The organism is Streptomyces sp. NPDC028331, from assembly GCF_055565775.1.
Genome location: NZ_JBVHTR010000007.1, coordinates 132,237 through 153,042, shown reverse-complemented (window position 1 = coordinate 153,042; position 20,806 = coordinate 132,237). Strand labels below are relative to the sequence as shown.

The following is a 20,806-nucleotide window of genomic DNA, read 5'->3' as shown; positions in this document are numbered from 1 at the left end:
GTCCCCCTAGCCCGCGGTCCGGCGTGTCAGCATCTCCCGCAGTTCGCGGGCGTGCCGGCGGCTGACCTGGAGTTCCACGGAGCCGACGAGAACACTCACCGTGCCGGCGTCCAGGCGGAGTTCGTCGATGTGCCGCAGGGCGACGAGGTGGCGGCGGTGGATGCGGACGAAGCCGCGTGAGCGCCACCGCTCCTCCAGGGTGGACAGCGGGATCCGCACGAGATGGCTGCCCCGGGGGGTGTGGAGGCGGGCGTAGTCGCCGTGCGCCTCGACGTGGGTGATGTCGTCCACGGGCACGAACCGGGTGACCCCGCCGAGTTCCACCAGAACGTGGTCGGGGTCCGGCTCGTGCACCGGGATCAGCGGCGCGGTCTCCCTTAGCCGGTCGGCGCGGCGCACCGCCTCCGCGAGCCGCTCGCGGCGTACGGGCTTGAGGACGTAGTCGACGGCCTTGAGGTCGAACGCCTGAACGGCGAAGCCTTCGTGGGCGGTCACGAACACGACGAGCGGGGGCTTCGCGAACCCGGTGAGCAGCCGGGCCATCTCCAGACCGTCGAGGCCGGGCATGTGGATGTCGAGGAAGACGACGTCGATCGCGTCGGGGCCGTCGGGCCCGGACTCCAGGGCCCGGTTGATGCGGCGCAGTGCCCCGGTGGCGTCGCCCGCGCCCTCCACGCTGCCGATCCTGGGGTCCGCGCGGAGCAGGTAGAGCAGTTCCTCGAGCGAGGGGCGTTCGTCGTCGACGGCGAGGGCGCGCAGCATGAACGTGGAGTGTAGGAGCAATCGGTGCCCGTGGGCATGGGCGGGGCATGGACGTTCTCGCTGGATACGATGGCGGCGCGGCGCGGGACGCGGTGCCGACGCGGGTCTGGCTACAGTGCCCGCATGAACAGCAGGCCGGCACCGTTCGACGAGCTCGACCGGAAGATCATCACCGCTCTGATGGCGAACGCCAGGACGAGTTTCGCCGAGATCGGCGCGGACGTCGGCCTGTCGCCCACGGCGGTCAAGCGCCGGGTGGACCGGCTGCGCGAGACGGGTGTGATCACCGGGTTCACGGCCACGGTGAAGCCGTCGGCGCTGGGCTGGCGCACGGAGGCGTACGTCGAGGTGTACTGCGAGGGCGCGGCGCCGCCCCGGCGCCTTGCGGACGTGGTGCGCAACCATCCGGAGATCACGGCGGCGATGACGGTGACCGGCGGCGCGGACGCGCTGCTGCACGTGCGGGCGAGGGACGTGGAGCACTTCGAGGAGGTGCTGGAGCGCATCCGCACGGAGCCGTTCATCCGGAAGACGATCAGCGTGATGGTGCTGTCCCACCTCCTCCCGGAAAGCCCGGAGGCGGGCGCCACCCAGGCCGCGCCGAGCGGCGCACCGGACGGCGCAGCGGACGTGCGTTGATGGGCCGCAAGACGCAGCATTCGTGCGCGAACACGCAGCTCTCCTTCCTTGTCGTCCGTATCCGCCGCTTCCTACCTTGGTGTCAACCCTCAGTCGACACTCCCGGAAACGGAGGAACCCCTCTGTGCCCGACACCCGTGTGCCGCGCCGGCGGCGCTTCCTCGTCTGCGAACCCAGACACTTCGCCGTGCAGTACGCGATCAACCCCTGGATGCATCCCGACACCACGGTCGACGTGGATCTGGCCCATGAGCAGTGGCAGGGGCTGATCCGCGCCTACCGCGCCCACGGCCACGCCGTCGACGCCGTGGACCCGGTCCCCGGCCTGCCCGACATGGTGTTCGCCGCGAACTCGGCGGTCGTCGTCGACGGCCGGGTCTTCGGCTCCCTCTTCCACGCACCCGAGCGGCGCCCCGAGTCCCTCCACTACGAGACGTGGTTCAAGGCGGCCGGTTACGACGTCCACCGGCCCGAGTCCGTCTGCGAGGGCGAGGGCGACCTGGTGTGGACGGGCCGGTATCTGCTGGCCGGCACCGGGTTCCGTACGACCCGGGAGGCGCACCGCGAGGCGCAGGAGTTCTTCGGCCACCCGGTGATCAGCCTGCAGTTGGTGAACCCGTACTTCTACCACCTGGACACGGCGCTGTTCGTCCTCGACGACGACAACATCGTGTACTACCCGGAGGCCTTCTCGCCCGGCAGCCGGGAAGTGCTGGCGCGGCTGTTCCCGGACGCGGTGCTCGCCACCCGGGAGGACGCGATGGCGTTCGGCCTGAACTCCGTCTCCGACGGACGCCACGTCTTCATCGCGCCGAAGGCCGAGGCGCTCGCCTCGCGCCTCGCCGACCAGGGGTACGACCCCGTCCCCGTCGACCTGTCCGAGTTCCACAAGGCCGGCGGCGGCATCAAGTGCTGCACCCAGGAGATCCGGGAGACCCGTTCATGACCGCACCCGTCCGTACGCGTTCGTCCGCCGAGCTGATCGACGCCGAGAAGCCCGTCCTCGCGCACAACTACCACCCGCTGCCCGTGGTCGTCGCCCGCGCCGAGGGCACCTGGGTGGAGGACGTGGAAGGCCGCCGCTACCTCGACATGCTCGCCGGGTACTCGGCGCTCAACTTCGGTCACCGCCATCCGGTGCTGATCGAGGCGGCGCGCCGTCAGCTCGACCGGCTGACGCTGACCTCCCGGGCCTTCCACAACGATCAGCTCGCCGAGTTCGCGGCATCGCTGGCGGAGCTGACGGGGCTGGACATGGTGCTGCCGATGAACACGGGCGCGGAGGCGGTGGAGAGCGCCGTGAAGGTGGCCCGGAAGTGGGCGTACGAGGTCAAGGGCGTGCCGGCCGACCGGGCGACGATCGTGGTGGCGGCCGGGAACTTCCACGGCCGGACCACGACGATCGTGAGCTTCTCCACGGACGAGACGGCGCGGGCGGGCTTCGGCCCCTTCACGCCCGGTTTCCGGATCGTCCCGTACAACGACCTGGCGGCGCTCGAGGCGGCGGTCGACGAGACGACGGCGGCCGTGCTGATCGAGCCGATCCAGGGCGAGGCGGGCGTGATCATCCCCGACGAGGGCTACCTCACCGGGGTCCGGGACGTCACCCGCCGTGCCGGATGCCTGTTCATCGCGGACGAGATCCAGTCGGGCCTCGGGCGCACGGGCCGCACGCTGGCGGTGGAGCACGAGGGGGTCCTGCCGGACGTGCTGCTGCTCGGCAAGGCGCTCGGCGGCGGGATCGTGCCGGTGTCGGCGGTGGTGGCGCGCCGGGACGTGCTCGGGGTGCTGCGGCCCGGCGAACACGGTTCGACGTTCGGCGGCAACCCGCTCGCCGCGGCGGTCGGCTCGGCGGTCGTCGGCCTGCTGAAGACGGGCGACTTCCAGCTCCGCGCCGCCGAGCTGGGTGTGGTACTGCGGGACGGGCTGACGTCGCTCATCGGCAAGGGCGTCGTGGGCTTCCGCTCGCGCGGGCTGTGGGCGGGTGTCGACGTGGACCCGGCGATCGGCACGGGGCGCGAGATCAGCGAACGCCTCATGCGGGAGGGTGTGCTGGTCAAGGACACCCATGGCTCGACGATCCGCCTGGCACCGCCGCTGACGATCACGGAGGAGGAACTGCGGTCGGCGCTGGGGGCGCTGGAGAAGGTGCTGACCGCTTGAGCGCGGCGCCGCACCGACTGTGAGTCGGCCCCTGCCGCCCCCGCCCTGACCGTCCCCGGGGGCTCCGCCCTTCGACCCCGCCGGGGGCTGTGCCCCCGGGCCCCCGCTCCCCGAACCCCGGAGGGGCTGGTCTTCCAGCTCGTCCGGCGTTCGAGGACGGGGCCGTAAGGCCGGCAGCGAAGGTCCGGGGCGCAGCCGTCAGGGACGGCAAGGGCAGGGGCGGCGGGGGCGAAACCCGTGCGGGTCAGGGCCACAGTCCCGTCAGGTCCAGCGCCTCGGCCGGCGTCCGCGCGTACCGCACGCCGGGCACCTCCCTCCCCTCGGCGTCCACGAGGCGCCAGCCGTCGCCGAGCTGGACCACGGGCACGCCGCCCCTGCGCATGGCCAGGGCCAGCTCCGAGAGCGTGCCCCAGGAGCCGCCGACCACGATGACGGCGTCCCCGCTGTGGACGATGACGCTGTTGCGTGCCTGCCCGAGACCGGTGGCGATCGCGACGCTCAGATCCGGCCCGGCGCCGGTCCGGTCGGGTCCGGGCAGCACCCCGACGACCAAGCCGTCACGCGACCGGGCACCCGCCGCCACCGCGGCCATCACCCCGCCGTGCCCGCCGCAGATCACCACGGCCCCGCGCTCCGCAAGCAGCCGGCCCACCTCGTGGGCGAGGGCCCGCTCACTCTCCCCGCACTGCGCGGGCCCGCAGACCGCGACCTGCACCGCCATTCCGGCCCACCTCCCGCCGCTGCCGCTGACCGGCGGTCAGGTACGCCGCCTCAGGCGGCGGGCGAGGACTGCCGCGGGGGCCGCCGTCAACGCGGCGGCCACGGCCGTGGTCGCCCAGGCGCCGAGCCGTGAGGGCGACTCGGGGCGCTGCGCCGCACGCTCGGGCAGCTCCGCGGGCAGCGGCCCGTCCAGGCCGAGGGCCAGCGCCTCGGCCAGGTGCAGGGCGCGGCGGCCGGTGCCACCCTGCTCGATCTGGGTGCGGCAGCTGAAGCCGTCCGCGAGGACCAGACCGGAGGGGGCGGCCCCGCGCACGGAGGGCAGGACGCCCTGTTCCGCGACGGCCATGGACACCTCGTGGTGGCCGCGTTCGAACCCGAAGTTGCCGGCGAGCCCGCAACAGCCCTCGTCGAGGACCTCGGCGTCGACGTGGGCACGCCGCATCAGCTCCTGGTCGGCGTCGAACTTCATGACGGCGTGCTGGTGGCAGTGGGTCTGCACGGTCGCCTGCCGGGACAGGGCGGGCGGCCGCCAGTCGTCGGGGGCGTGGTGGACGAGGTGTTCGGCGAAGGTGCGGAACTGCCCGGCCAGGCGCTGCACGTCCTGGTCGGCGGGCATCAGCTCCGGCGCGTCGGCACGGAACACGGCGGTGCAGGACGGTTCGAGGCCGATGACGGGGGTGCCCGCCTCGATCCACGGGCGCAGGACGTCGAGCGAGCGCCGCAGGACCTTCTTGGCCGTCGTGAGCTGACCGGTGGAGATCCATGTCAGCCCGCAGCAGACGGGCTTGGTGGGCACGGCGACCCGGAAGCCGGCGTCCTCGAGGACCCGTACGGCGGACCGCGCGATCGCGGGGTGGAAGTAGCTGCTGAAGGTGTCGGGCCACAGCACCACGGCCCGCGGGTCGCCGGGGTCCGGTTCCTCGCTGCCGCGCGCCTTCCACCACTGGAGGAAGGACTCCTCGGCGAACACGGGGGCCTGGCGCGCGCCGTCGACGCCGGCCAGGCGTTTGCCGGCGGCGGCCAGACCGGGCGCGTGCAGGAGGTTGTTGACGACCGGCGGGGCGAGGCGGGACAGCCGGGCCCACACCGGCAGCCAGCCCATGGAGTAGTGGGCGGCCGGGCGCCTGCGGCCCTCGTAGTGGTGGGCTAGGAACTCGGCCTTGTAGGTGGCCATGTCGACGCCGGTGGGACAGTCCGACTTGCAGCCCTTGCAGGCCAGGCACAGATCCAGGGCGTCCCGGACCTCGGTGGAGCGCCAGCCGTCGGTCACGGCGGAGTCGGCGTGGCCCTGGAGCATCTCGAACAGCAGCCGGGCCCGGCCCCGCGTGGAGTGCTCCTCCTCCTTCGTGGCCCGGTAGGAGGGGCACATCACCCCGCCCTGGTGGCTGCGGCAGTTGCCGATGCCGACGCAGCGCAGCACGGCCCGGCTGAAGGAGTGTTCGTCCTCGGGGTAGCCGAAGTGCGTCTGGGGGGTGGCGGGCCGCCAGGTGGAGCCGAGCCGAAGCTGGCCGTCGACGGGGTTGGGGTCGACGACCTTGCCGGGGTTCATCCGGTTGCCCGGGTCGAAGAGCGCCTTCAGTTCCCCGAAGGCGGTCACGAGCCGCTCGCCGAACATGCGGGTGAGCAGCTCTCCCCGGGACTGCCCGTCCCCGTGCTCGCCCGACAGGGAGCCGCCGTAGGAGGCCACGAGGTCGGCGGCGCGCTCCAGGAACCGGCGGAAGTCGGCCACGCCCTCGGCGGTCTTCAGCCCGAACGGGATGCGGGTGTGCACACACCCCTGCCCGAAGTGCCCGTACAGCGAGGGATGGTCGTAGTCGAACTCCTCGAACAGCCCCTTCAGGTCGCGCAGGTAGTCGCCGAGGCGGTCGGGCGGGACGGCGGAGTCCTCCCAGCCCTCCCACGTCTCCCGGTCGTCCGGGGGCCGCGCGGTGACCCCGAGTCCGGCCTCACGGGCCTTGAGCATCCGCTGCTCGCGCTCGGGGTCGTCGGAGAACGCGACGGTGGACTCCTTCTCGCTGCGGCCGACCGCGCGCAGCAGCGCGTGCGCCTTGTCGTCGACCTCCTCCTGGCTGTCACCGCTGAACTGCAGCAGCAGCCAACTGTCCCCCTCCGGGAGGGAGTCGAGGGACGCGAGGTAAGCGTGCTCCTCGCGCATGAGCTGTGCCATCCGCCCGTCCAGGGCCTCGAGCTGGCTGGGTGAACAGTGCTCGAGGAGGTGGGGGACGTCGTCGGCGGCGGCGCAGATGTCCTCGTATCCGAGGACGAGCAGCGACTGGTAGCCGGGCACGGGAACCAGGTCGAGTTCGGCGCGCAGCACCGTCACCAGGGTTCCCTCGCTGCCGACCAGCGCCTTGGCGACGTCGAAGCCGTTCTCCGGGAGCAGCGAGTCCAGGTTGTAGCCGGAGACGCGGCGCGGGATCTTGGGGTAGCCCTGGCGGATGTCCGCCAGGTACTCGGTGGCGATGCGGTCGAGGCCGTCGTAGATCTCGGCCCGGCGTCCGCCCTCGGCGGCGATCTGCGCCCGCTCGGCCTTCGAGGTCGGCCCCACCCACATCCGGGTTCCGTCGTAGGTGAGGACTTCCAGGCGGCGTACGTTGTCCACGGTCTTGCCGTACGCCTGCGCCGACGCCCCGCACGAGTTGTTGCCGATCATGCCGCCGAGCGCGCAGTGGCTGCGCGTGGACGGCTTGGGCCCGAACTGCAGGCGGTGGTCGGCGAGCTTGCGGTTGAGCTCGTCCAGGACCAGCCCGGGCTCCACGATGCAGGTGCGGGCGTCGGGGTCGACCGACACCAGGGCGTCGCAGTACTTGGTCCAGTCGATGACGACGGCCGTGTTGGTCGTCTGGCCGGCCAGGCTGGTGCCGCCGCCCCGGGACAGGACGGGCGCGCCGAACCCGGCGCACACCTCCACCGCCCGGGCGCCCGCCTCCACGCCGCGCGGGACGACGACGCCGATGGGGACCTGGCGGTAGTTGGAGCCGTCCGTCGAGTACGCGCCCCTGCTGCCCGCGTCGAACCGGATCTCGCCGTCCACGGCGCTGCGCAGCGCCGCCTCCAGCCCGGTCACATCGAGCGCGGCTCCCGCCCGGGCGAGAGCCGGGGACGTGTCGTTGCGGGATGTCAGGGCCATGGATCGAGACCGCCTTTCCTGCACCGTTGGACTATGCAAGGGAGTTTCGCGATCCGTGCGGCTCAAACGGGCCCACTCGGGCCGCCTGCGGGCCGTCGGCGGCCGAGCCGGGTGTGTCAGCCGACCCTGCGGCCCTGCAACGGTGCCGTCGGGGCGCCGGCGCCCTCGTGCAGACCGTGCAGGAACTCCTCCAGCACCTCGGTGGCCGCCCGCCGCGGCTGCCAGCCGAGCACGGTGCGCGCCCGGGAGCAGTCCATGAGCGGCAGCCTCAGGACGGCGTCGAAGAGGTGGGGTGAGGCGGGCAGCAGTCGCAGCCCCCAGGCGGCGGCGATCGCCGACCGTGCGGCCGTGCGCGGCAGCCGTACGGGGCGGGACCCCAGCAGTTCGCCCAGGATCTCCGCGTCGAGGGGCGGATCGGCGGCCAGGTTGAAGGCGCCCCGGGCCTCGCTGTGGATGGCGAGCTGGTAGGCGCGGGCCGCGTCGTCGGTGTGCAGGGCCTGCACCCGCAGCCCCGGCACGTCGGGCAGGAAGGGCAGCAGTTCCGGGCGGGCGAGCGGGCCGGGCAGGAACTTTCCGCCGAAGATGCGCCGCTGTTCGCTCGCCGATTCGCGTTTGAACAGGAACGCGGGCCGCATCCGCACGACCCGGATCCCGGGGTGCCGGAACTCGAAGGTGTCGAGATACCGCTCCAGATAGGCCTTCTCCCGGGTGTAGGCGGCGTCGGGCCAGCCGTGCGTCGGCCACGACTCGTCCACGGCGCGGTTCTTCGGCCCCGGGGAGTAGGCCCCCACGGAGGAGGCGTGCACCAGTGTGGGCACCGTGGCGGTGGCGGCGACGGCCTCGAAGACGCGGATGCTGCCGAGCACGTTGGTCCGCCATGTCGCGACCGGATCGTGCGTCGGCTGGAACGCCCACGCCAGGTGCACCACCGCGTCGGCCCCGCGGAACTCCCGCACGAGGTCGACGTCCTTCGCCGCGAGGTCGACCTTCGACCACTCCACACGGTCGGGGCCGAGGTCGGGGATGCGCCGCGCCAGGCCCCGTACGCTCGCGACGGCCGGGTCCTCGGCGAGCAGGCGCACAAGGCTGGTGCCCACATTGCCGGTGGCACCCGTGACGACGATCTTCCTGCCAGGTTCGGTGCTCACTTCGGGCTCCTCTCGGTGACCGGTGACCGGGACCTGCGAGTACCCACCGTTGAGGGCCGTTACTGCTGCCGCCGCTGCCTGCTGTGCTCGGCGTCCTGCCGGACGAGGAGGGCGAGCAGCTCGGCGACGGTCAGGCTGGCCTCCGCCGGGTGCCGCAGGGGTGTGCCCGGCTGGATGTGGTAGGTGTTGCCGCGCCCCTCACGGGTGTGCGTGAGGTAGCCGTCCTGCTCCAGATCGGCGATGATCTTCTGGACGGCGCGTTCCGTCAGCCGGCAGCGGGCCGCGATGTCACGGATGCGGACGCTCTGGTCGTCGGCGATGGTCGCCAGGACGCGTGCGTGGTTGGTCAGGAAGGTCCATCCTGTATGCGGCTCACGCACTCCACCCATGGATAGAGGGTAGGCGCCGCGTTTCACGAATACCAAAAGGTGAATTCGAATTCGTGTATCCCTTGACATATGACCTCGGCCGGGCTGAGCCTGACTAGGTCGGGGGGCGGCGTGCGGGCGAGCTCGGGAGGCTGCCATGGACGAGCGCGTACTTCCCGAGCACGACAGCGCGAACGGGGATGTGCGGGTGACCTGGGCGCACCCACCGCAACACCTTCTGCCACCCTGCCTGAGGGTCGAGACGCACCCCGACGGGGACCGCATCGCCGTGGTCGTGTCCGGGGAGCTGGACATCGACACCGAGCAGGCCCTGCACGACGCCCTGCGGGAGGCCGTACGGCGCTCGGTGAGAGGTGTCGACGTCGATCTCGGCGGAGTGGACTTCTGCGACTGCTCCGGCCTCAACGTACTGCTGCACGCCCGCCGCCAGGCCCTGGCGGACGCCAAGACGCTCGCGCTCGGCCCGACCGGCCCCTCGGTGGACAGGCTGCTGTCGCTGACCGGCACACGAGCCCTGTTCGACACCTACACCTCCCCCGTCGCGGCCGCCGGGAACGGCCGGGACGGCGGGTTGCGGCAGCACGGCCCGCCACCGCCTCACGAGCGGTCCGGGGACACCGACCGCGACCCGCACACGGCCCCGGAGCAGGCCGCCGACCGGGACCTGGACCCGGCGACCGAGCGGGACCTGCACATCGAGCTGGTCCAGTTGCGGCGGGCCATGCAGACCCGGCCCGTGATCGACCTGGCCCGCGGGGTGCTGATGGCGTCCTTCGCGCTGACCGCACAGGACGCCTGGGACGTCCTGGTCACCGTCTCCCAGCGCACCAACTCGAGACTGCACAACGTCGCCGAGGACCTGGTGGCGGCCGTCAACGGCGTCGCGCCGCCCGACCCGCTGCGTCAGGAGCTGGCGGCCGCGGTCACCGCGCTCAAGGAACCCTCGGGCGCTCGTCCCGCGCACTGAGGTCCGCCGCACGGTGGCATGCGGTTCCGCCGCCCGGGTGCATGCCCCCTGACGCCACCGCCCGTCGGCGGTACGTGTACCGCCTCGAAAACAGCGGCAGGGTAAGCCTTCCCCATGACGTTCAAGAGTCCCGCCCACCGCGGCGGCCCCCAGCGCGGCATGTTCGAGGAACTGGCGGAGAGAGCATCCAACTTGACGAGCTCTCCGCTCTTCTTCCTGATCTGCCTGGCCTTCGTCGGCTTCTTCGTCGCCGCGCACGCCGCACACCTGTCCCTGGAGCTGCTGCTGCTCGCCGGCGAGTCGATGACCGCGGTCACCCTTCTCCTCCTCGCCCTGCTCAAGAACTCGGAGATGCGGGCGGAACACGCCATCCAGCGCAAGCTCGACGCGATCGCCGGCGCGCTGCTGGACATGAACGAGGACAGGGACAGCCGCGCCCTGCAGCAGCTCAAGGAGTCGATCCGCATGGAGGAAGAGACATAAGCTGATATCACCGACATGACAGGAGTGAGCCGATATGACCGACCGGAATCATGGCCGGTACGCCGACGACGCCGGCCACCTCAAGGACATGACAGAGGAAACACTCGGCGCCCAGGAACAGGCACGCCAGGAGCGCCAGCACCGGCTCGAGCGGCAGAGCGGCCGCCGGACGGACGACGAGTCCGCCTACCCCGAGCTGTACGACCGGGGAGACGACGACTATCTGTGACGGCGCACTGCCGGACAGTGACTCATTCCCTCCTCCGGGCGCCGCGGGCCCGGTTCCGGCCGACCGTGCCCGCCCCTACACTGGCACCCCACTGACACGCCGGATGAGCTGCCGGAACGTGGCGGTCGACCCGACCCGCCGGAGCGAGGAGCCAATCCCTTGTTCTACTACGTGCTCAAATACGTCCTTCTCGGACCGCTCCTGAGACTGGTCTTCCGGCCGCGCATCGAGGGACTCGAACACGTTCCGGCTCAGGGCCCGGCCATCATCGCCGGCAACCATCTCTCCTTCTCCGACCACTTCCTGATGCCCGCGATCCTCAAACGGCGCATCACCTTCCTCGCCAAGGCCGAGTACTTCACCGGCCCCGGCATCAAGGGCCGGCTCACCGCCGCGTTCTTCCGCAGCGCCGGGCAGATCCCGGTGGACCGCTCCGGCAAGGACGCCGGGCAGGCAGCGATCCGCGAGGGTCTCGGCGTCCTCGGCAAGGGGGAACTGCTGGGCATCTACCCGGAGGGCACCCGCTCCCACGACGGCCGCCTCTACAAGGGCAAGGTGGGCGTGGCGGTGATGGCGCTCAGGGCGGGGGTCCCGGTCGTCCCCTGCGCGATGATCGGCACCTTCGAGGCACAGCCGCCCGGCCAGGTCCTCCCGCGGATCCATCCGGTGGTGATCCGCTTCGGCGAGCCCCTGGACTTCTCCCGCTACGCGGGCATGGAGAACGAGAGGGCCGTCCTGCGCGCCGTCACCGACGAGATCATGTACGCCATCCTCACCCTGTCCGAGCAGGAGTACGTCGACCAGTACGCGGCGGTGGTCAAGGCCGACGAGGCGGCGAAGAACGCGGAGCGGGCCCGCAAGCTCCCGCGGCTGCCGCTGAGTTGAGGACGCGTCGCGTCCGAGAGGCGTCGGGTACGACGAAGGGGCGGCCGGAGACCGGCCGCCCCTTCGCGCGTGCGTATGACGCGGACCGCGTACTACGGCTTCGGCGTGGCGTGCGGAGTGCACGTCACGTCGGCGCTGTCCGTCCTGCCGGTGAGCAGGTAGGTGTCCACCCGGCTGTTGATGCACGGGTTGACCAGGCCGGTCACGCCATGGGAGCCCGCATCCTTCTCGATGATCAGACGGGAGCCCTTGAAGCGCTGGTGCAGCTCGACCGCGCCGTCGAAGGGCGTCGCGGCGTCACGGGTGGACTGCACGATCAGCACGGTCGGCAGGCCCTTGCCGGTCCTGACGTCGACCGGGTGCCGCTGCTTGACGGGCCAGGTGGCGCACGGCAGGTTCATCCATGCGTTGGACCACGTCAGGAACGGGTAGTCCTTGTTGAGCCGGGTGTTGTCCCGGTCCCACTTCTTCCAGCTCGTCGGCCACTTGGCGTCGGTGCACTCGACGGCCGTGTAGACGGCGTTGCCGTTCTCCGACGAGATGTTGCCCGCGGTGTCCGACAGGTCGGGCGCGGCCGCGTCGACGAGCGCCTTGGTGTCTCCGGCGTAGTACTTGCTGAAGACGGTGGCGACCGGAACCCACGAGGAGTCGTAGTACGGGGCGCTCTGGAAGAAGGAGAGCAGCTCGGCCGGGCCGACGACGCCGCCGATCGGGTTCTGCTTCGCGGTGGCGCGCAGCTTGAGCCACTTGTCCTGCACCGCGGCGCGGGTGGTGCCCAGGTGGAACGAGGCGTCGTTCGCGGCGACCCAGTCCTCCCAGTCCTTCCAGCGGCCCTCGAAGGCGACGTCCTGGTCGAGGTTGGCCTGGTACCAGATCTTCTCGCGGGACGGGTTGACCACGCTGTCCACGATCATGCGCCGGATGTGGCCCGGGAAGAGCGTGCCGTAGACGGCGCCCAGGTACGTGCCGTACGACACGCCGAGGTAGTTGATCTTCTTCTCGCCCAGCGCGGCCCGGATGACGTCCAGGTCGCGTGCGGTGTTGGGCGTGGTCATCTGCTGGAGCATCGCGCGGCCGGTGCGCTCCAGGCAGCCCTCCGCGTACTCCCGCGCCAGCTTGCGCTGAGCGAGCTTGTCCGCCTCGGAGTCGGGGACCGGGTCCGCCTTGGGCGCCTTCACGAACTCCTGCGGGTCCTCGCAGGAGATGGGCGCCGAGTGGCCGACGCCGCGCGGGTCGAAGCCGACGAAGTCGTAGGCCTTGGCGACGTTCGCCCACACGGGGTTCTTGTTGGTGATCCGGGTCGGGAAGCGCAGCCCGGAGCCGCCGGGGCCGCCCGGGTTGTAGACGAGGGCGCCCTGGCGCTCCTGCTTGGTGCCGGTGTTGCCGATGCGGTCGACGGCGAGCTTGATCTGCTTGCCGTACGGGTGGGCGTAGTCCAGCGGTACGCTCACCCAGCCGCACTGGATGGGCTTCGCCAGCCCCCAGTCGGCGGGGCAGTCCTGCCAGTCGATCCCCCTCTCGGCGGCCCGAGCGGCGGCGATCGCGGCGCCGCGGGCCTCCCGGTCCTGGCCGTGGCGCACCTCGGCGGCGGCCGACGGTGCCGCCACGGCGCCGGCTATCAGCGTCGCCGTGACGAGCGCCCCCGCGGAGCCGAGCGCGGTCGCTCGCCTCGTCGGTCTGATTCCCCTCAAGTGGGACCTCCCCGTACCTGGTTCCAATGGGTACGGGGATCCTTTCGGCTGTGAGGTCCCTGAGAACAGAGGGCACTTGACTTTCTTTACCAATCCGATAACCGGTACGGAAGGATCCGTTGAGCGGAGAGGCGCGCGGTGGGACCGGTCTCAGCCGAGGGCGCTCAGGGCTTCGTCCAGGACACGCCGCAGTCGCAGCGCATCGGGGGCGAGTGCGGTGACGAGCACGCCGGGTCCGGCGAGCGGCGTGAGCGCGGCGCACTCCCCCAGCGGCCGGGCATCGACCGGCGACCGCTCGAACTCGGGGCGTACGACGAGAAGTTGCCCGAGGGCCCGATGCCCCGCCAGCACGGCGGGCCCGTCCCAGCCGCCGGGCGCGCCCGGTCCGCAGGCCACCTCCTGGTCGAGGAGCGGACGTCCGTCCATCCGTACGGTGAGACGGGTGGTGAGCCGGCCGGACTCCTCACCGGCACGCCCGAGAACCTGTTCCTCGCGGAAGACGAGACGGGCGCCGGGCGCGAGGTCGATGCGCGAGGAGACGTGCAGCTCGCTGCCCCGAGCGGAGATCAACTGCTCGGGCAGCCAGCGCAGTTCGCCCCCGGCGGCCACGTCGAGCCGGACGTCGTAGCGGGCCTCGCCCTTGGCCTGCCCGGGCAGGGCGATGGTCGCGGCGGCCGACCCCAGGTGCAGCAGGGCGCCGTTTCCCACCTCCGCCCGCACGGTGAAGTGGTCTCCGCCGAGCGGCCCGCTCATCGCGCCGACGAGCATCACGCGCGCCTCGTCGCCCCGCGCCCGCGTCCGGCGCAGCGCCAGCGGCCCCTCGCCCGCCAGCACCGGCAGGGCCGTACCGCCCCGGCCGTCGTCCCGGGCCACGATCCGGGCGGTGGCCCGTACGCCCGTGCTCACGCCGCCCACGCGGCCAGCCGTTCCCGCACCCAGTCGGCGACGGCGCCGACGCCGGCCTCGCCACGCAGCGACTGCAGGACGACGGGCAGCTCGCCCCGCTGCGCCTTGGCGTCGGCAGCCATCCGGGCGAGGTCGGACCCGACGTACGGCGCCAGGTCGGTCTTGTTGACGACGAGCAGATCGGCGGTGGTGACACCGGGGCCGCCCTTGCGGGGGATGTCGTCCCCGCCCGCGACGTCGATGACGAAGATCTGCGCGTCGACGAGCCCCTTGGAGAAGGTGGCGGTGAGGTTGTCGCCGCCGGATTCGACGAGGACGAGGTCGAGCGGCCCGACGGCGTCCTCCAGGTCCTCCACGGCTTCGAGGTTGGCGGAGATGTCGTCCCGGATGGCGGTGTGCGGACAGGCGCCGGTCTCGACGGCGGTGATCCGCTCGGGCGGCAGGACGGCCTCCCGCAGCAGGAACTCGGCGTCCTCCCGGGTGTAGATGTCGTTGGTCACGACGGCGAGCGACAACTCGTCCCGCAGCGCCCGGCAGAGCGCGGCGACGGTGGCCGTCTTACCGGACCCCACGGGCCCGCCGAGCCCGATACGCAGGGCACGGCGGGAGCCGTCGGGGCGGTGGGCGTCGGCGCTCAGGGCGGAGGGGCCGTGGTGGGTGTGGTCGAGGTGCATGACTGCGGCTCCAGTTCAGCCGTGGCCGGCGATGGACGATGTCGGCCAGGGGGTGGAGCCCCTGGCGGGGTCGAGGGGGCGGAGCCCCTGGGAAAGGGGAACGGGTAGGGGGCGGCGGGCGGACTCCTCCTAGGAGGCGAACAGGCGGACAGGCCAGGCGGCATGCGCCTCCGCCCCGATCTCCAGCAACGGGCCGGAGGCCGCGGGCAACGCATCGGCCCCCTCCTCGAGCACGCGCCGAGCGGCCCGCACCGCCTGATCGGCCACACGATCGAGCTCCGGTGCCAGCCGGGCCAGTACCGCCGTGGCGGCGAACGGGTCGAGACCCAAGAGCCGCACCACGGCCGTGGCCGGTCCGCTGACGCTCTCGTAGGCCGCGCAGTGCGCCGCATCCACCGCCCCCAGTCCGGCCGCTCGCGCCGCAAGACCGAGCACGACCGGCTGGTGCGCGCCCTTGGGGAACTCCCGTGCCACCGCCTCCAGTTCTCCCGAAGGCCAGGCGGCCCGAGCGGCCCGCATGAGCTGCCGCCCCAGCCGGCGCGCGGCGGCGCGCAGCGCGGCCGACGGCGTGCGGGCGTCCGCGGCGGCGTCCAGCAGGGCCGGATCGACGCCGAGCGCGGCCGCCGCGGCCAGCGAGGCGGACACCAGCCCCGCCGTGTGCAGCCGCCCGCGGCAGAAGTCCTCCAGGCTCGCGGCCCCGGTGATCCGTCCCGCGCGGACGGCCGCCTCGGCCCCGCCGGAGTGGGCGTGCCCTCCGGCGGGGAAGCGGCCGTCGGCCAGGACGAGAAGCGCTGCCCGGGACATCAGAAGAGGAAGTAACGCTGGGCCATGGGCAGTTCCTCCGCCGGTGTCGCCTCGACCAGCTCGCCGTCGATGTGCACGGCGAAGCTGTCCGGGTCGACCTCGACCCGCGGCCGGGCGTCGTTCTCACGCATGTCCGCCTTGGTGACGCCGCGGGTCGACTCGATGGCCACGAACCTCTTCCCGAGGGCCAGCCGCTCCGGCAGCCCGTCCTCGATCGCGAGCGGCGCCACGAAGTTGAAGGAGTTGGCGGCGGGCGCCCGCCCGATCGCCCCGTACATCGGGCGCGGCAGGATCGGCTGCGGGGTCGGGATGGACGCGTTGGCGTCGCCCATCTGCGCGTACGCGATCTGGCCGCCCTTGATCACGAGGTGCGGCTTGACGCCGAAGAACTGGGGCTCCCACAGCACCAGGTCGGCGAGCTTGCCGGTCTCGACGGAACCGATCTCGTGGGCGAGGCCCTGGGCGAGAGCCGGGTTGATCGTGTACTTGGCGACATAGCGGCGTACACGGTGGTTGTCGGCGCGGCCGTCGCCGGGCAGCGCCCCTCGCCGCCGCTTCATCACATGGGCGGTCTGCCAGGTCCGCAGGACGACCTCGCCGACGCGTCCCATGGCCTGGGAGTCGGAGGAGATGATCGAGATCGCGCCCAGGTCGTGGAGGACGTCCTCCGCCCCGATCGTCGAGGGCCGGATCCGCGACTCGGCGAAGGCCAGGTCCTCCGGCACCGCCGGGTTGAGGTGGTGACAGACCATCAGCATGTCGAGGTGTTCCTCGGCGGTGTTGACGGTGAACGGCCGGGTCGGGTTGGTGGAGCTGGGCAGCACGTGGGGTTCGGACACCACGGTCATGATGTCCGGCGCGTGTCCGCCGCCCGCGCCCTCGGTGTGGTAGGCGTGGATGCCGCGGCCGTTGATCGCGGCGAGTGTGTCGCCCACGAACCCGGCCTCGTTGAGGGTGTCCGTGTGGATGGCGACCTGGATGCCGGTGCGGTCGGCGACGGTGAGGGCGGCGTCGATGACGGCGGGCGTGGAGCCCCAGTCCTCGTGCAGCTTCAGGCCGAGGGCGCCGCCGCGGATCTGGGAGAGCATCGCGTCGTGCGAGACGGTGTTGCCCTTGCCGAGCAGGCCGATGTTGAGCGGATGGCCCTCCATCGCCTCCAGCATCCGGGCGAGGTGCCAGGGGCCGGGCGTGACGGTGGTCGCCTTGGAGCCCTCGGCGGGTCCGGTGCCGCCGCCGACCAGCGTGGTGATGCCGGCGGCGAGCGCCTCGTCGGCGATCTGCGGGCAGATGAAGTGGACGTGCGCGTCGATGGCGCCGGCGGTGAGGATCCGGCCGTTGCCCGCGATGATCTCCGTCTCCGGGCCGAGCACCAGGTCCGGGTGGACGCCGTCCATGGTGTCCGGGTTGCCCGCCTTGCCGATGGCGGTGATACGGCCGTCGCGGATGCCGACGTCGGCCTTGACGATGCCCCAGTGGTCGATGACGACGACGCCGGTGATGACGGTGTCCGGGGTGCCGTCCGCGCGGGTGGCACGGGACTGGCCCATGGATTCCCGGATGACCTTGCCCCCGCCGAAGACGGCCTCGTCACCGGCGAGCCCGGGGCCGCCGGAACGGTCCTCCTCGATCTCCACGAGGAGGTCGGTGTCGGCGAGCCGGATGCGGTCGCCGGTGGTCGGGCCGAACAGGTCCGCGTACGCGGCACGCGAGATCTCAGGCATCGAGGGCACCTCCGGTCTCACCGCGCAGTCCGGGCACGACGCGCGCGCCGGTGAGCGGGACGAGTTCGACGTCCACGGGGATGCCGGGCTCGAAGCGCACGGCGGTCCCGGCGGGGATGTTCAGCCGCTTGCCGCGCGCGGCGGCCCGGTCGAACTCCAGACCGGGGTTGGCCTCGGCGAAGTGGTAGTGGGAGCCGACCTGGACGGGCCGGTCGGCGGCGTTGAGGACGGTGAGCCGGGTGACCTCGCGGCCCTCGTTGTAGACGATCGGGCCGTCGTCGAACAGGATCTCTCCGGGAATCACGGCGCTCCCCCCGTCAGACGATCGGGTCGTGGACGGTGACGAGCTTGGTGCCGTCCGGGAAGGTCGCCTCGACCTGGACGTCGTGGATCATCTCCGGGACGCCCTCCATGACGTCGTCCCGGGTGAGCAGCTTGCGCCCGGAGGCCATGAGCTCGGCCACGGTGCGTCCGTCCCGCGCGCCTTCGAGGATGTGCGACGTGATGAGGGCGACCGCCTCGGGGTGGTTGAGCTTCAGCCCCCGGGCCCGGCGCTTCTCGGCGACGTCGGCCGCCACGTGGATCAGCAGCCTCTCTTGCTCGTGCGGGGTCAGTTGCACGTCCCACCTCACAGTCCTCGCTCCGGACCGTGCGGGGCCCGGTTGCCGCGGCCACGGGGCAAAGTGCCTGGTGGCGTGGAGGGGCAGGCTAATTGCACCGGGTTTCGGGCACGTTAACCGGGACGTTGCGGGCCGCTGCGCCGGTCGCGGCCGGGCACGCGACACCGTTCCACGCCCGTGGACGCCGCGCGCGGCTCGGCGCGGTCAGCCATCGGCTCGACGAGGTCTACGAGGTCGCCGACCTCATCGAGCACGATCAGCGGGGCTCGGACGCAGAGCGGCGCGGGCGATGGCCACCAGCGAGCACTCGGCCCGGCCGAGGTCGGCGTGGCCCGCCGCGCGTGTCTTCGCCCGCCGTCAGGAGGCGCCCGGCCGCCGGTGTTCGGCGGCGATGCCGAAGCGGTGGTGCTCGCGCGGGGTGGAGGCCGCGGCCTCGCGGACGCTGGAGACCGAGCTGATCACCTGCTCCTCCGCCGCGTCCAGGGCGGCGAGCCGCTCGAGGTCGGCGGCGGAGACCAGGGCGACGAGAGGCTTTCCGTGCCGCGTGACGACGACGCGCTCGCCGCCGTACACCACGCGGTTGATCAGATCGGCGAGCTCAGCCCTGGCTTGCGTCACCGGAATCTCGTAGGCCATGTGCTCCAGCTTAGACCGACGCCTCCACCGGCCCCTGGGGACGGAAGCGGGAGCGAGGGCGGGTTCGGCCCGGCGCGCAGCCGGTTTCGCTGTCAGCATGCCGCACTCCCCAGAGAACGTACGTCCTGTACATTTTTTACCGAGCCAGCCCGAGGAGGCGCATGTCATGAACCGACCGTCCGCCCGTCATGTCCTGCCCGAGTTCACCGAACGCACCGGCTACGGACACCGGACCCTCGATCCGTACGCGAAGCTCCTCGAGGAGCGGATCGTGTTCCTCGGGACGCCGGTGGACGACACGGCGGCCAACGACGTGATGGCGCAGTTCATGCACCTGGAGTACCTGGATCCGGACCGGGACATCTCGCTGTACATCAATTCCCCCGGCGGCTCGTTCAGCGCGATGGCCGCCGTCTACGACACGATGCAGTACGTCGGCTGCGACGTGGAGACGATCTGCCTCGGGCAGGCGGTGTCCGCCGCGGCCGTACTGCTCGCCGGGGGAACACCGGGCAAGCGGTTCGCCCTGCCCGGTGCCCGGGTGGTCATCCGCCAGCCGTCCCTGCCGGAACCCGTTCAGGGGCAGGCCGACGACCTGTCCATCCAGGCCGACGAGCTGATGCGCATCCGCGGCCGCATGGAGGAGATGCTCGCCCGGCACACCGGGCAGAGCCCGGAGCGGATCGCCGCCGACATCGAGCGGGACACGGTCTTCGACGCGCCGGCGGCCGTGGAGTACGGCCTGATCGACCGCGTCATCCCGAGCCGCAGGGCCTCGCACACGGCGCCCGGCGGGAGGTGAACCGCCGATGCTGCCACCCGAACTGCCCCCACTGCCCGCGCTGACCCGCGCCGAGGCCGAGCTGATCGACCGTTATCTCGACGTGGTGGACCTGCTCGGCCGTATCAACCCCGCGCACTCCGGGGACACCTACCGTGGACTGCGCGCCGCCCAGGCCCTGGTGGGCAAGGCGATGGCGCTGCGCGAGGCGCTGACCCTGATGCACCAGCGCGGGGAGAACGAACTGCACGGCCCCACCCTCGCCCGGGCCCTCCGCGTCCTCGACGGCGAGCGCCGCGCCGCCCGCGTCACGGTGCCGCCGACCCCCGACTGACGGAGAGTGAGCGCTCCGCGCGACGCGGGCGGTTGCCCGAACCGGCCGAACGGGGTACCGCCGGCTGGACTAAACACCCGTCCTCAACCGAGCCCGGAAAGGGTGCGCAACGTGCCTGCCCCGGCGGCGGGATGAACCGCTCCGGTGCAGGTCCGGGCCTCGTCGGCTCCCCCAACCTGCCTCGAACGAAGGGTTGTCCACCCGAACGGGTGAGTGGTGAGTAATGCCACAAACCCCCGATTCCGTTGTGATTTTCCGAGGCCTTTAGGTGAAGATCCCTTCCTGACGACAAGCCCCCGCCACCGCGGCGGGGCGGTCCGGGCGGACGCCGAGTCCTGCCGCCGCCCGGATGACCGGTCGACAGGAGTGGATCGGCAGGAGTGGAGGACCCAGCAAGGCGGGCCGCCGGAGAGATCCGGGCGGTCCTTGGGGTGAAGCCGCGTCAGCGGCCGGGCTACTTCGCCAGCCCGAATCCGACAGGTCATCCTTCACAGGCGGCTGACGAAGGGTTGCGCATGACTGCGCTCAATCGAGTCCCGTCGCTGCTGGGCCGGGCCGGTACGGCCTCCGCCCTCACCATCGCCGCCGTCGGCGGCAGCATCGTGGTCCCCGGCATCGCCTCCGACGCCTCCGCCGTGACCCCGGCGACGAAGGCGCTGCAGGTCGCGGCGTCCAAGAAGGGGTCTCCCTACCAGTACGGCGCCACCGGACCGCGCCGCTTCGACTGCTCCGGGCTGACGCTGTACGCGTACAAGAAGGCGGGCAAGACCCTGCCTCGGACGGCGGCGGCGCAGTACAACAAGACACGGCACATCTCCGCCTCCCAGCGGCAGGCCGGGGACCTGGTGTTCTTCCACTCGGGCAGCAACGTGTACCACGTGGGCATCTACGCCGGGAAGGGCAAGATCTGGCACTCCCCGAAGACCGGGGCCGTGGTCAGGCTGGAGAAGATCTGGACGAAGAGCGTCTGGTACGGCCGGGTCCGCTGACCCGGACCGGGGGGGGGGGGGGGGGGGCCCCCGTCCCCCCACGACACAACCCCACAGCGCAGACACCCCGGCAACCCCCGGCGCAGGAAACGCGCAGGCCGCAGCCGCCCCCGCGGTTCCTCAAACGGGGGCACC

The 20,806-nt window shown here is 72.0% G+C and carries 23 protein-coding genes and 1 riboswitch; of the genes, 10 read left to right on the top strand and 13 right to left on the bottom strand.

The genetic code is table 11. From position 1 onward, the window contains the following. Nucleotides 1-6: 6 nt before the first annotated feature. Entirely contained in the window at nucleotides 7-762 is a 756-nt protein-coding gene (locus ACZ4SW_RS12670; protein WP_468241606.1) for a LytR/AlgR family response regulator transcription factor, read from the bottom strand. 123 nt (nucleotides 763-885) lie between these two features. Here ACZ4SW_RS12670 and ACZ4SW_RS12665 point away from each other — a divergent pair, with 123 nt between their 5' ends. From ACZ4SW_RS12665 to rocD, 3 genes are all read left to right on the top strand, one after another. Beyond that, entirely contained in the window at nucleotides 886-1,401 is a 516-nt protein-coding gene (locus tag ACZ4SW_RS12665) for an Lrp/AsnC family transcriptional regulator (protein ID WP_468241603.1), read from the top strand. Nucleotides 1,402-1,525: 124 nt separating this feature from the next. Next, on the top strand, nucleotides 1,526-2,347 hold the full coding sequence (gene ddaH / locus ACZ4SW_RS12660) for a dimethylargininase (protein ID WP_468241601.1): 822 nt from the start codon (nucleotides 1,526-1,528) through the stop codon (nucleotides 2,345-2,347). Further along, nucleotides 2,344-3,564 carry an ornithine--oxo-acid transaminase gene (gene rocD, locus ACZ4SW_RS12655; RefSeq protein ID WP_468241599.1) on the top strand — a complete coding sequence of 407 codons (1,221 nt, stop codon included), beginning with the start codon at nucleotides 2,344-2,346 and terminating at the stop codon, nucleotides 3,562-3,564. Before ddaH ends, rocD begins: the two co-directional genes overlap by 4 nt. A gap of 244 nt (nucleotides 3,565-3,808) precedes the next feature. On the opposite strand, the gene ACZ4SW_RS12650 is transcribed toward rocD, so the two are convergent. The 4 genes from ACZ4SW_RS12650 to ACZ4SW_RS12635 all read right to left on the bottom strand — a co-directional run bounded on the left by ACZ4SW_RS12650 (nucleotide 3,809) and on the right by ACZ4SW_RS12635 (nucleotide 8,951). Further along, on the bottom strand, nucleotides 3,809-4,285 hold the full coding sequence (locus tag ACZ4SW_RS12650; protein WP_468241597.1) for a TIGR00725 family protein: 477 nt from the start codon (nucleotides 4,283-4,285) through the stop codon (nucleotides 3,809-3,811). A gap of 36 nt (nucleotides 4,286-4,321) precedes the next feature. Next, the gene (locus tag ACZ4SW_RS12645) at nucleotides 4,322-7,414 is read right to left on the bottom strand and encodes an FAD-binding and (Fe-S)-binding domain-containing protein (RefSeq protein WP_468241595.1); all 3,093 of its coding nucleotides are present in this window, start codon (nucleotides 7,412-7,414) and stop codon (nucleotides 4,322-4,324) included. 116 nt (nucleotides 7,415-7,530) lie between these two features. Beyond that, nucleotides 7,531-8,562, bottom strand: a complete 1,032-nt coding sequence (locus ACZ4SW_RS12640; RefSeq protein WP_468241593.1) for an SDR family oxidoreductase — start codon at nucleotides 8,560-8,562, stop codon at nucleotides 7,531-7,533. 59 nt (nucleotides 8,563-8,621) lie between these two features. After that, on the bottom strand, nucleotides 8,622-8,951 hold the full coding sequence (locus ACZ4SW_RS12635) for a helix-turn-helix transcriptional regulator (RefSeq protein WP_468241591.1): 330 nt from the start codon (nucleotides 8,949-8,951) through the stop codon (nucleotides 8,622-8,624). A gap of 136 nt (nucleotides 8,952-9,087) precedes the next feature. On the opposite strand from ACZ4SW_RS12635, the gene ACZ4SW_RS12630 reads away from it, so the two are divergent. The 4 genes from ACZ4SW_RS12630 (at nucleotide 9,088) to ACZ4SW_RS12615 (ending at nucleotide 11,515) form a co-directional block, all read left to right on the top strand. After that, entirely contained in the window at nucleotides 9,088-9,918 is an 831-nt protein-coding gene (locus ACZ4SW_RS12630) for an anti-sigma factor antagonist (protein ID WP_468241588.1), read from the top strand. Between the two features lie 114 nt (nucleotides 9,919-10,032). Further along, complete coding sequence (locus ACZ4SW_RS12625; RefSeq protein WP_468241586.1) at nucleotides 10,033-10,401, top strand: low affinity iron permease family protein; 369 nt, start codon at nucleotides 10,033-10,035, stop codon at nucleotides 10,399-10,401. Nucleotides 10,402-10,435: 34 nt separating this feature from the next. Further along, nucleotides 10,436-10,630, top strand: coding sequence for a hypothetical protein (locus ACZ4SW_RS12620; RefSeq protein ID WP_468241584.1), 195 nt, complete (start codon nucleotides 10,436-10,438; stop codon nucleotides 10,628-10,630). Between the two features lie 159 nt (nucleotides 10,631-10,789). After that, on the top strand, nucleotides 10,790-11,515 hold the full coding sequence (locus ACZ4SW_RS12615) for a lysophospholipid acyltransferase family protein (protein ID WP_468241581.1): 726 nt from the start codon (nucleotides 10,790-10,792) through the stop codon (nucleotides 11,513-11,515). A 92-nt stretch (nucleotides 11,516-11,607) separates the two neighbouring features. Here ACZ4SW_RS12615 and ACZ4SW_RS12610 read toward each other — a convergent pair whose 3' ends face one another. The 8 genes from ACZ4SW_RS12610 to ACZ4SW_RS12575 form a co-directional block, all read right to left on the bottom strand. Then, nucleotides 11,608-13,206 carry an alpha/beta hydrolase gene (locus ACZ4SW_RS12610; RefSeq protein WP_468241579.1) on the bottom strand — a complete coding sequence of 533 codons (1,599 nt, stop codon included), beginning with the start codon at nucleotides 13,204-13,206 and terminating at the stop codon, nucleotides 11,608-11,610. Nucleotides 13,207-13,356: 150 nt separating this feature from the next. Further along, nucleotides 13,357-14,112, bottom strand: a complete 756-nt coding sequence (locus tag ACZ4SW_RS12605; protein ID WP_468241576.1) for an urease accessory protein UreD — start codon at nucleotides 14,110-14,112, stop codon at nucleotides 13,357-13,359. Beyond that, nucleotides 14,109-14,786: an urease accessory protein UreG gene (ureG, locus tag ACZ4SW_RS12600; RefSeq protein WP_468241574.1), complete on the bottom strand. Its 678-nt coding sequence runs from the start codon at nucleotides 14,784-14,786 to the stop codon at nucleotides 14,109-14,111. Before ureG ends, ACZ4SW_RS12605 begins: the two co-directional genes overlap by 4 nt. Before the next feature lie 129 nt (nucleotides 14,787-14,915). Continuing rightward, a complete protein-coding gene (locus ACZ4SW_RS12595; protein ID WP_468241572.1) occupies nucleotides 14,916-15,590 on the bottom strand; it encodes an urease accessory protein UreF in 675 nt (224 codons plus the stop codon). Beyond that, nucleotides 15,590-17,311 (bottom strand): urease subunit alpha, encoded by a 1,722-nt coding sequence (locus ACZ4SW_RS12590; protein ID WP_468241569.1) that lies wholly within the window; start codon nucleotides 17,309-17,311, stop codon nucleotides 15,590-15,592. Before ACZ4SW_RS12590 ends, ACZ4SW_RS12595 begins: the two co-directional genes overlap by 1 nt. Then, nucleotides 17,304-17,615, bottom strand: coding sequence for an urease subunit beta (locus tag ACZ4SW_RS12585; RefSeq protein ID WP_468241567.1), 312 nt, complete (start codon nucleotides 17,613-17,615; stop codon nucleotides 17,304-17,306). Before ACZ4SW_RS12585 ends, ACZ4SW_RS12590 begins: the two co-directional genes overlap by 8 nt. 13 nt (nucleotides 17,616-17,628) lie before the next feature. Then, nucleotides 17,629-17,931: an urease subunit gamma gene (locus ACZ4SW_RS12580; RefSeq protein ID WP_103838990.1), complete on the bottom strand. Its 303-nt coding sequence runs from the start codon at nucleotides 17,929-17,931 to the stop codon at nucleotides 17,629-17,631. Between the two features lie 357 nt (nucleotides 17,932-18,288). Beyond that, complete coding sequence (locus ACZ4SW_RS12575) at nucleotides 18,289-18,567, bottom strand: type II toxin-antitoxin system Phd/YefM family antitoxin (RefSeq protein ID WP_468241564.1); 279 nt, start codon at nucleotides 18,565-18,567, stop codon at nucleotides 18,289-18,291. 166 nt (nucleotides 18,568-18,733) lie between these two features. Here ACZ4SW_RS12575 and ACZ4SW_RS12570 point away from each other — a divergent pair, with 166 nt between their 5' ends. From ACZ4SW_RS12570 to ACZ4SW_RS12560, 3 genes are all read left to right on the top strand, one after another. Next, nucleotides 18,734-19,369, top strand: coding sequence for an ATP-dependent Clp protease proteolytic subunit (locus tag ACZ4SW_RS12570; RefSeq protein ID WP_468241562.1), 636 nt, complete (start codon nucleotides 18,734-18,736; stop codon nucleotides 19,367-19,369). A 7-nt stretch (nucleotides 19,370-19,376) separates the two neighbouring features. Further along, nucleotides 19,377-19,682, top strand: a complete 306-nt coding sequence (locus ACZ4SW_RS12565) for a hypothetical protein (RefSeq protein WP_468241560.1) — start codon at nucleotides 19,377-19,379, stop codon at nucleotides 19,680-19,682. 329 nt (nucleotides 19,683-20,011) lie between these two features. Continuing rightward, nucleotides 20,012-20,194, top strand: a riboswitch (cyclic di-AMP (ydaO/yuaA leader). Nucleotides 20,195-20,197: 3 nt separating this feature from the next. Next, nucleotides 20,198-20,671, top strand: coding sequence for a C40 family peptidase (locus tag ACZ4SW_RS12560; protein WP_468241557.1), 474 nt, complete (start codon nucleotides 20,198-20,200; stop codon nucleotides 20,669-20,671). The last annotated feature ends 135 nt before the right edge of the window (nucleotides 20,672-20,806 follow it).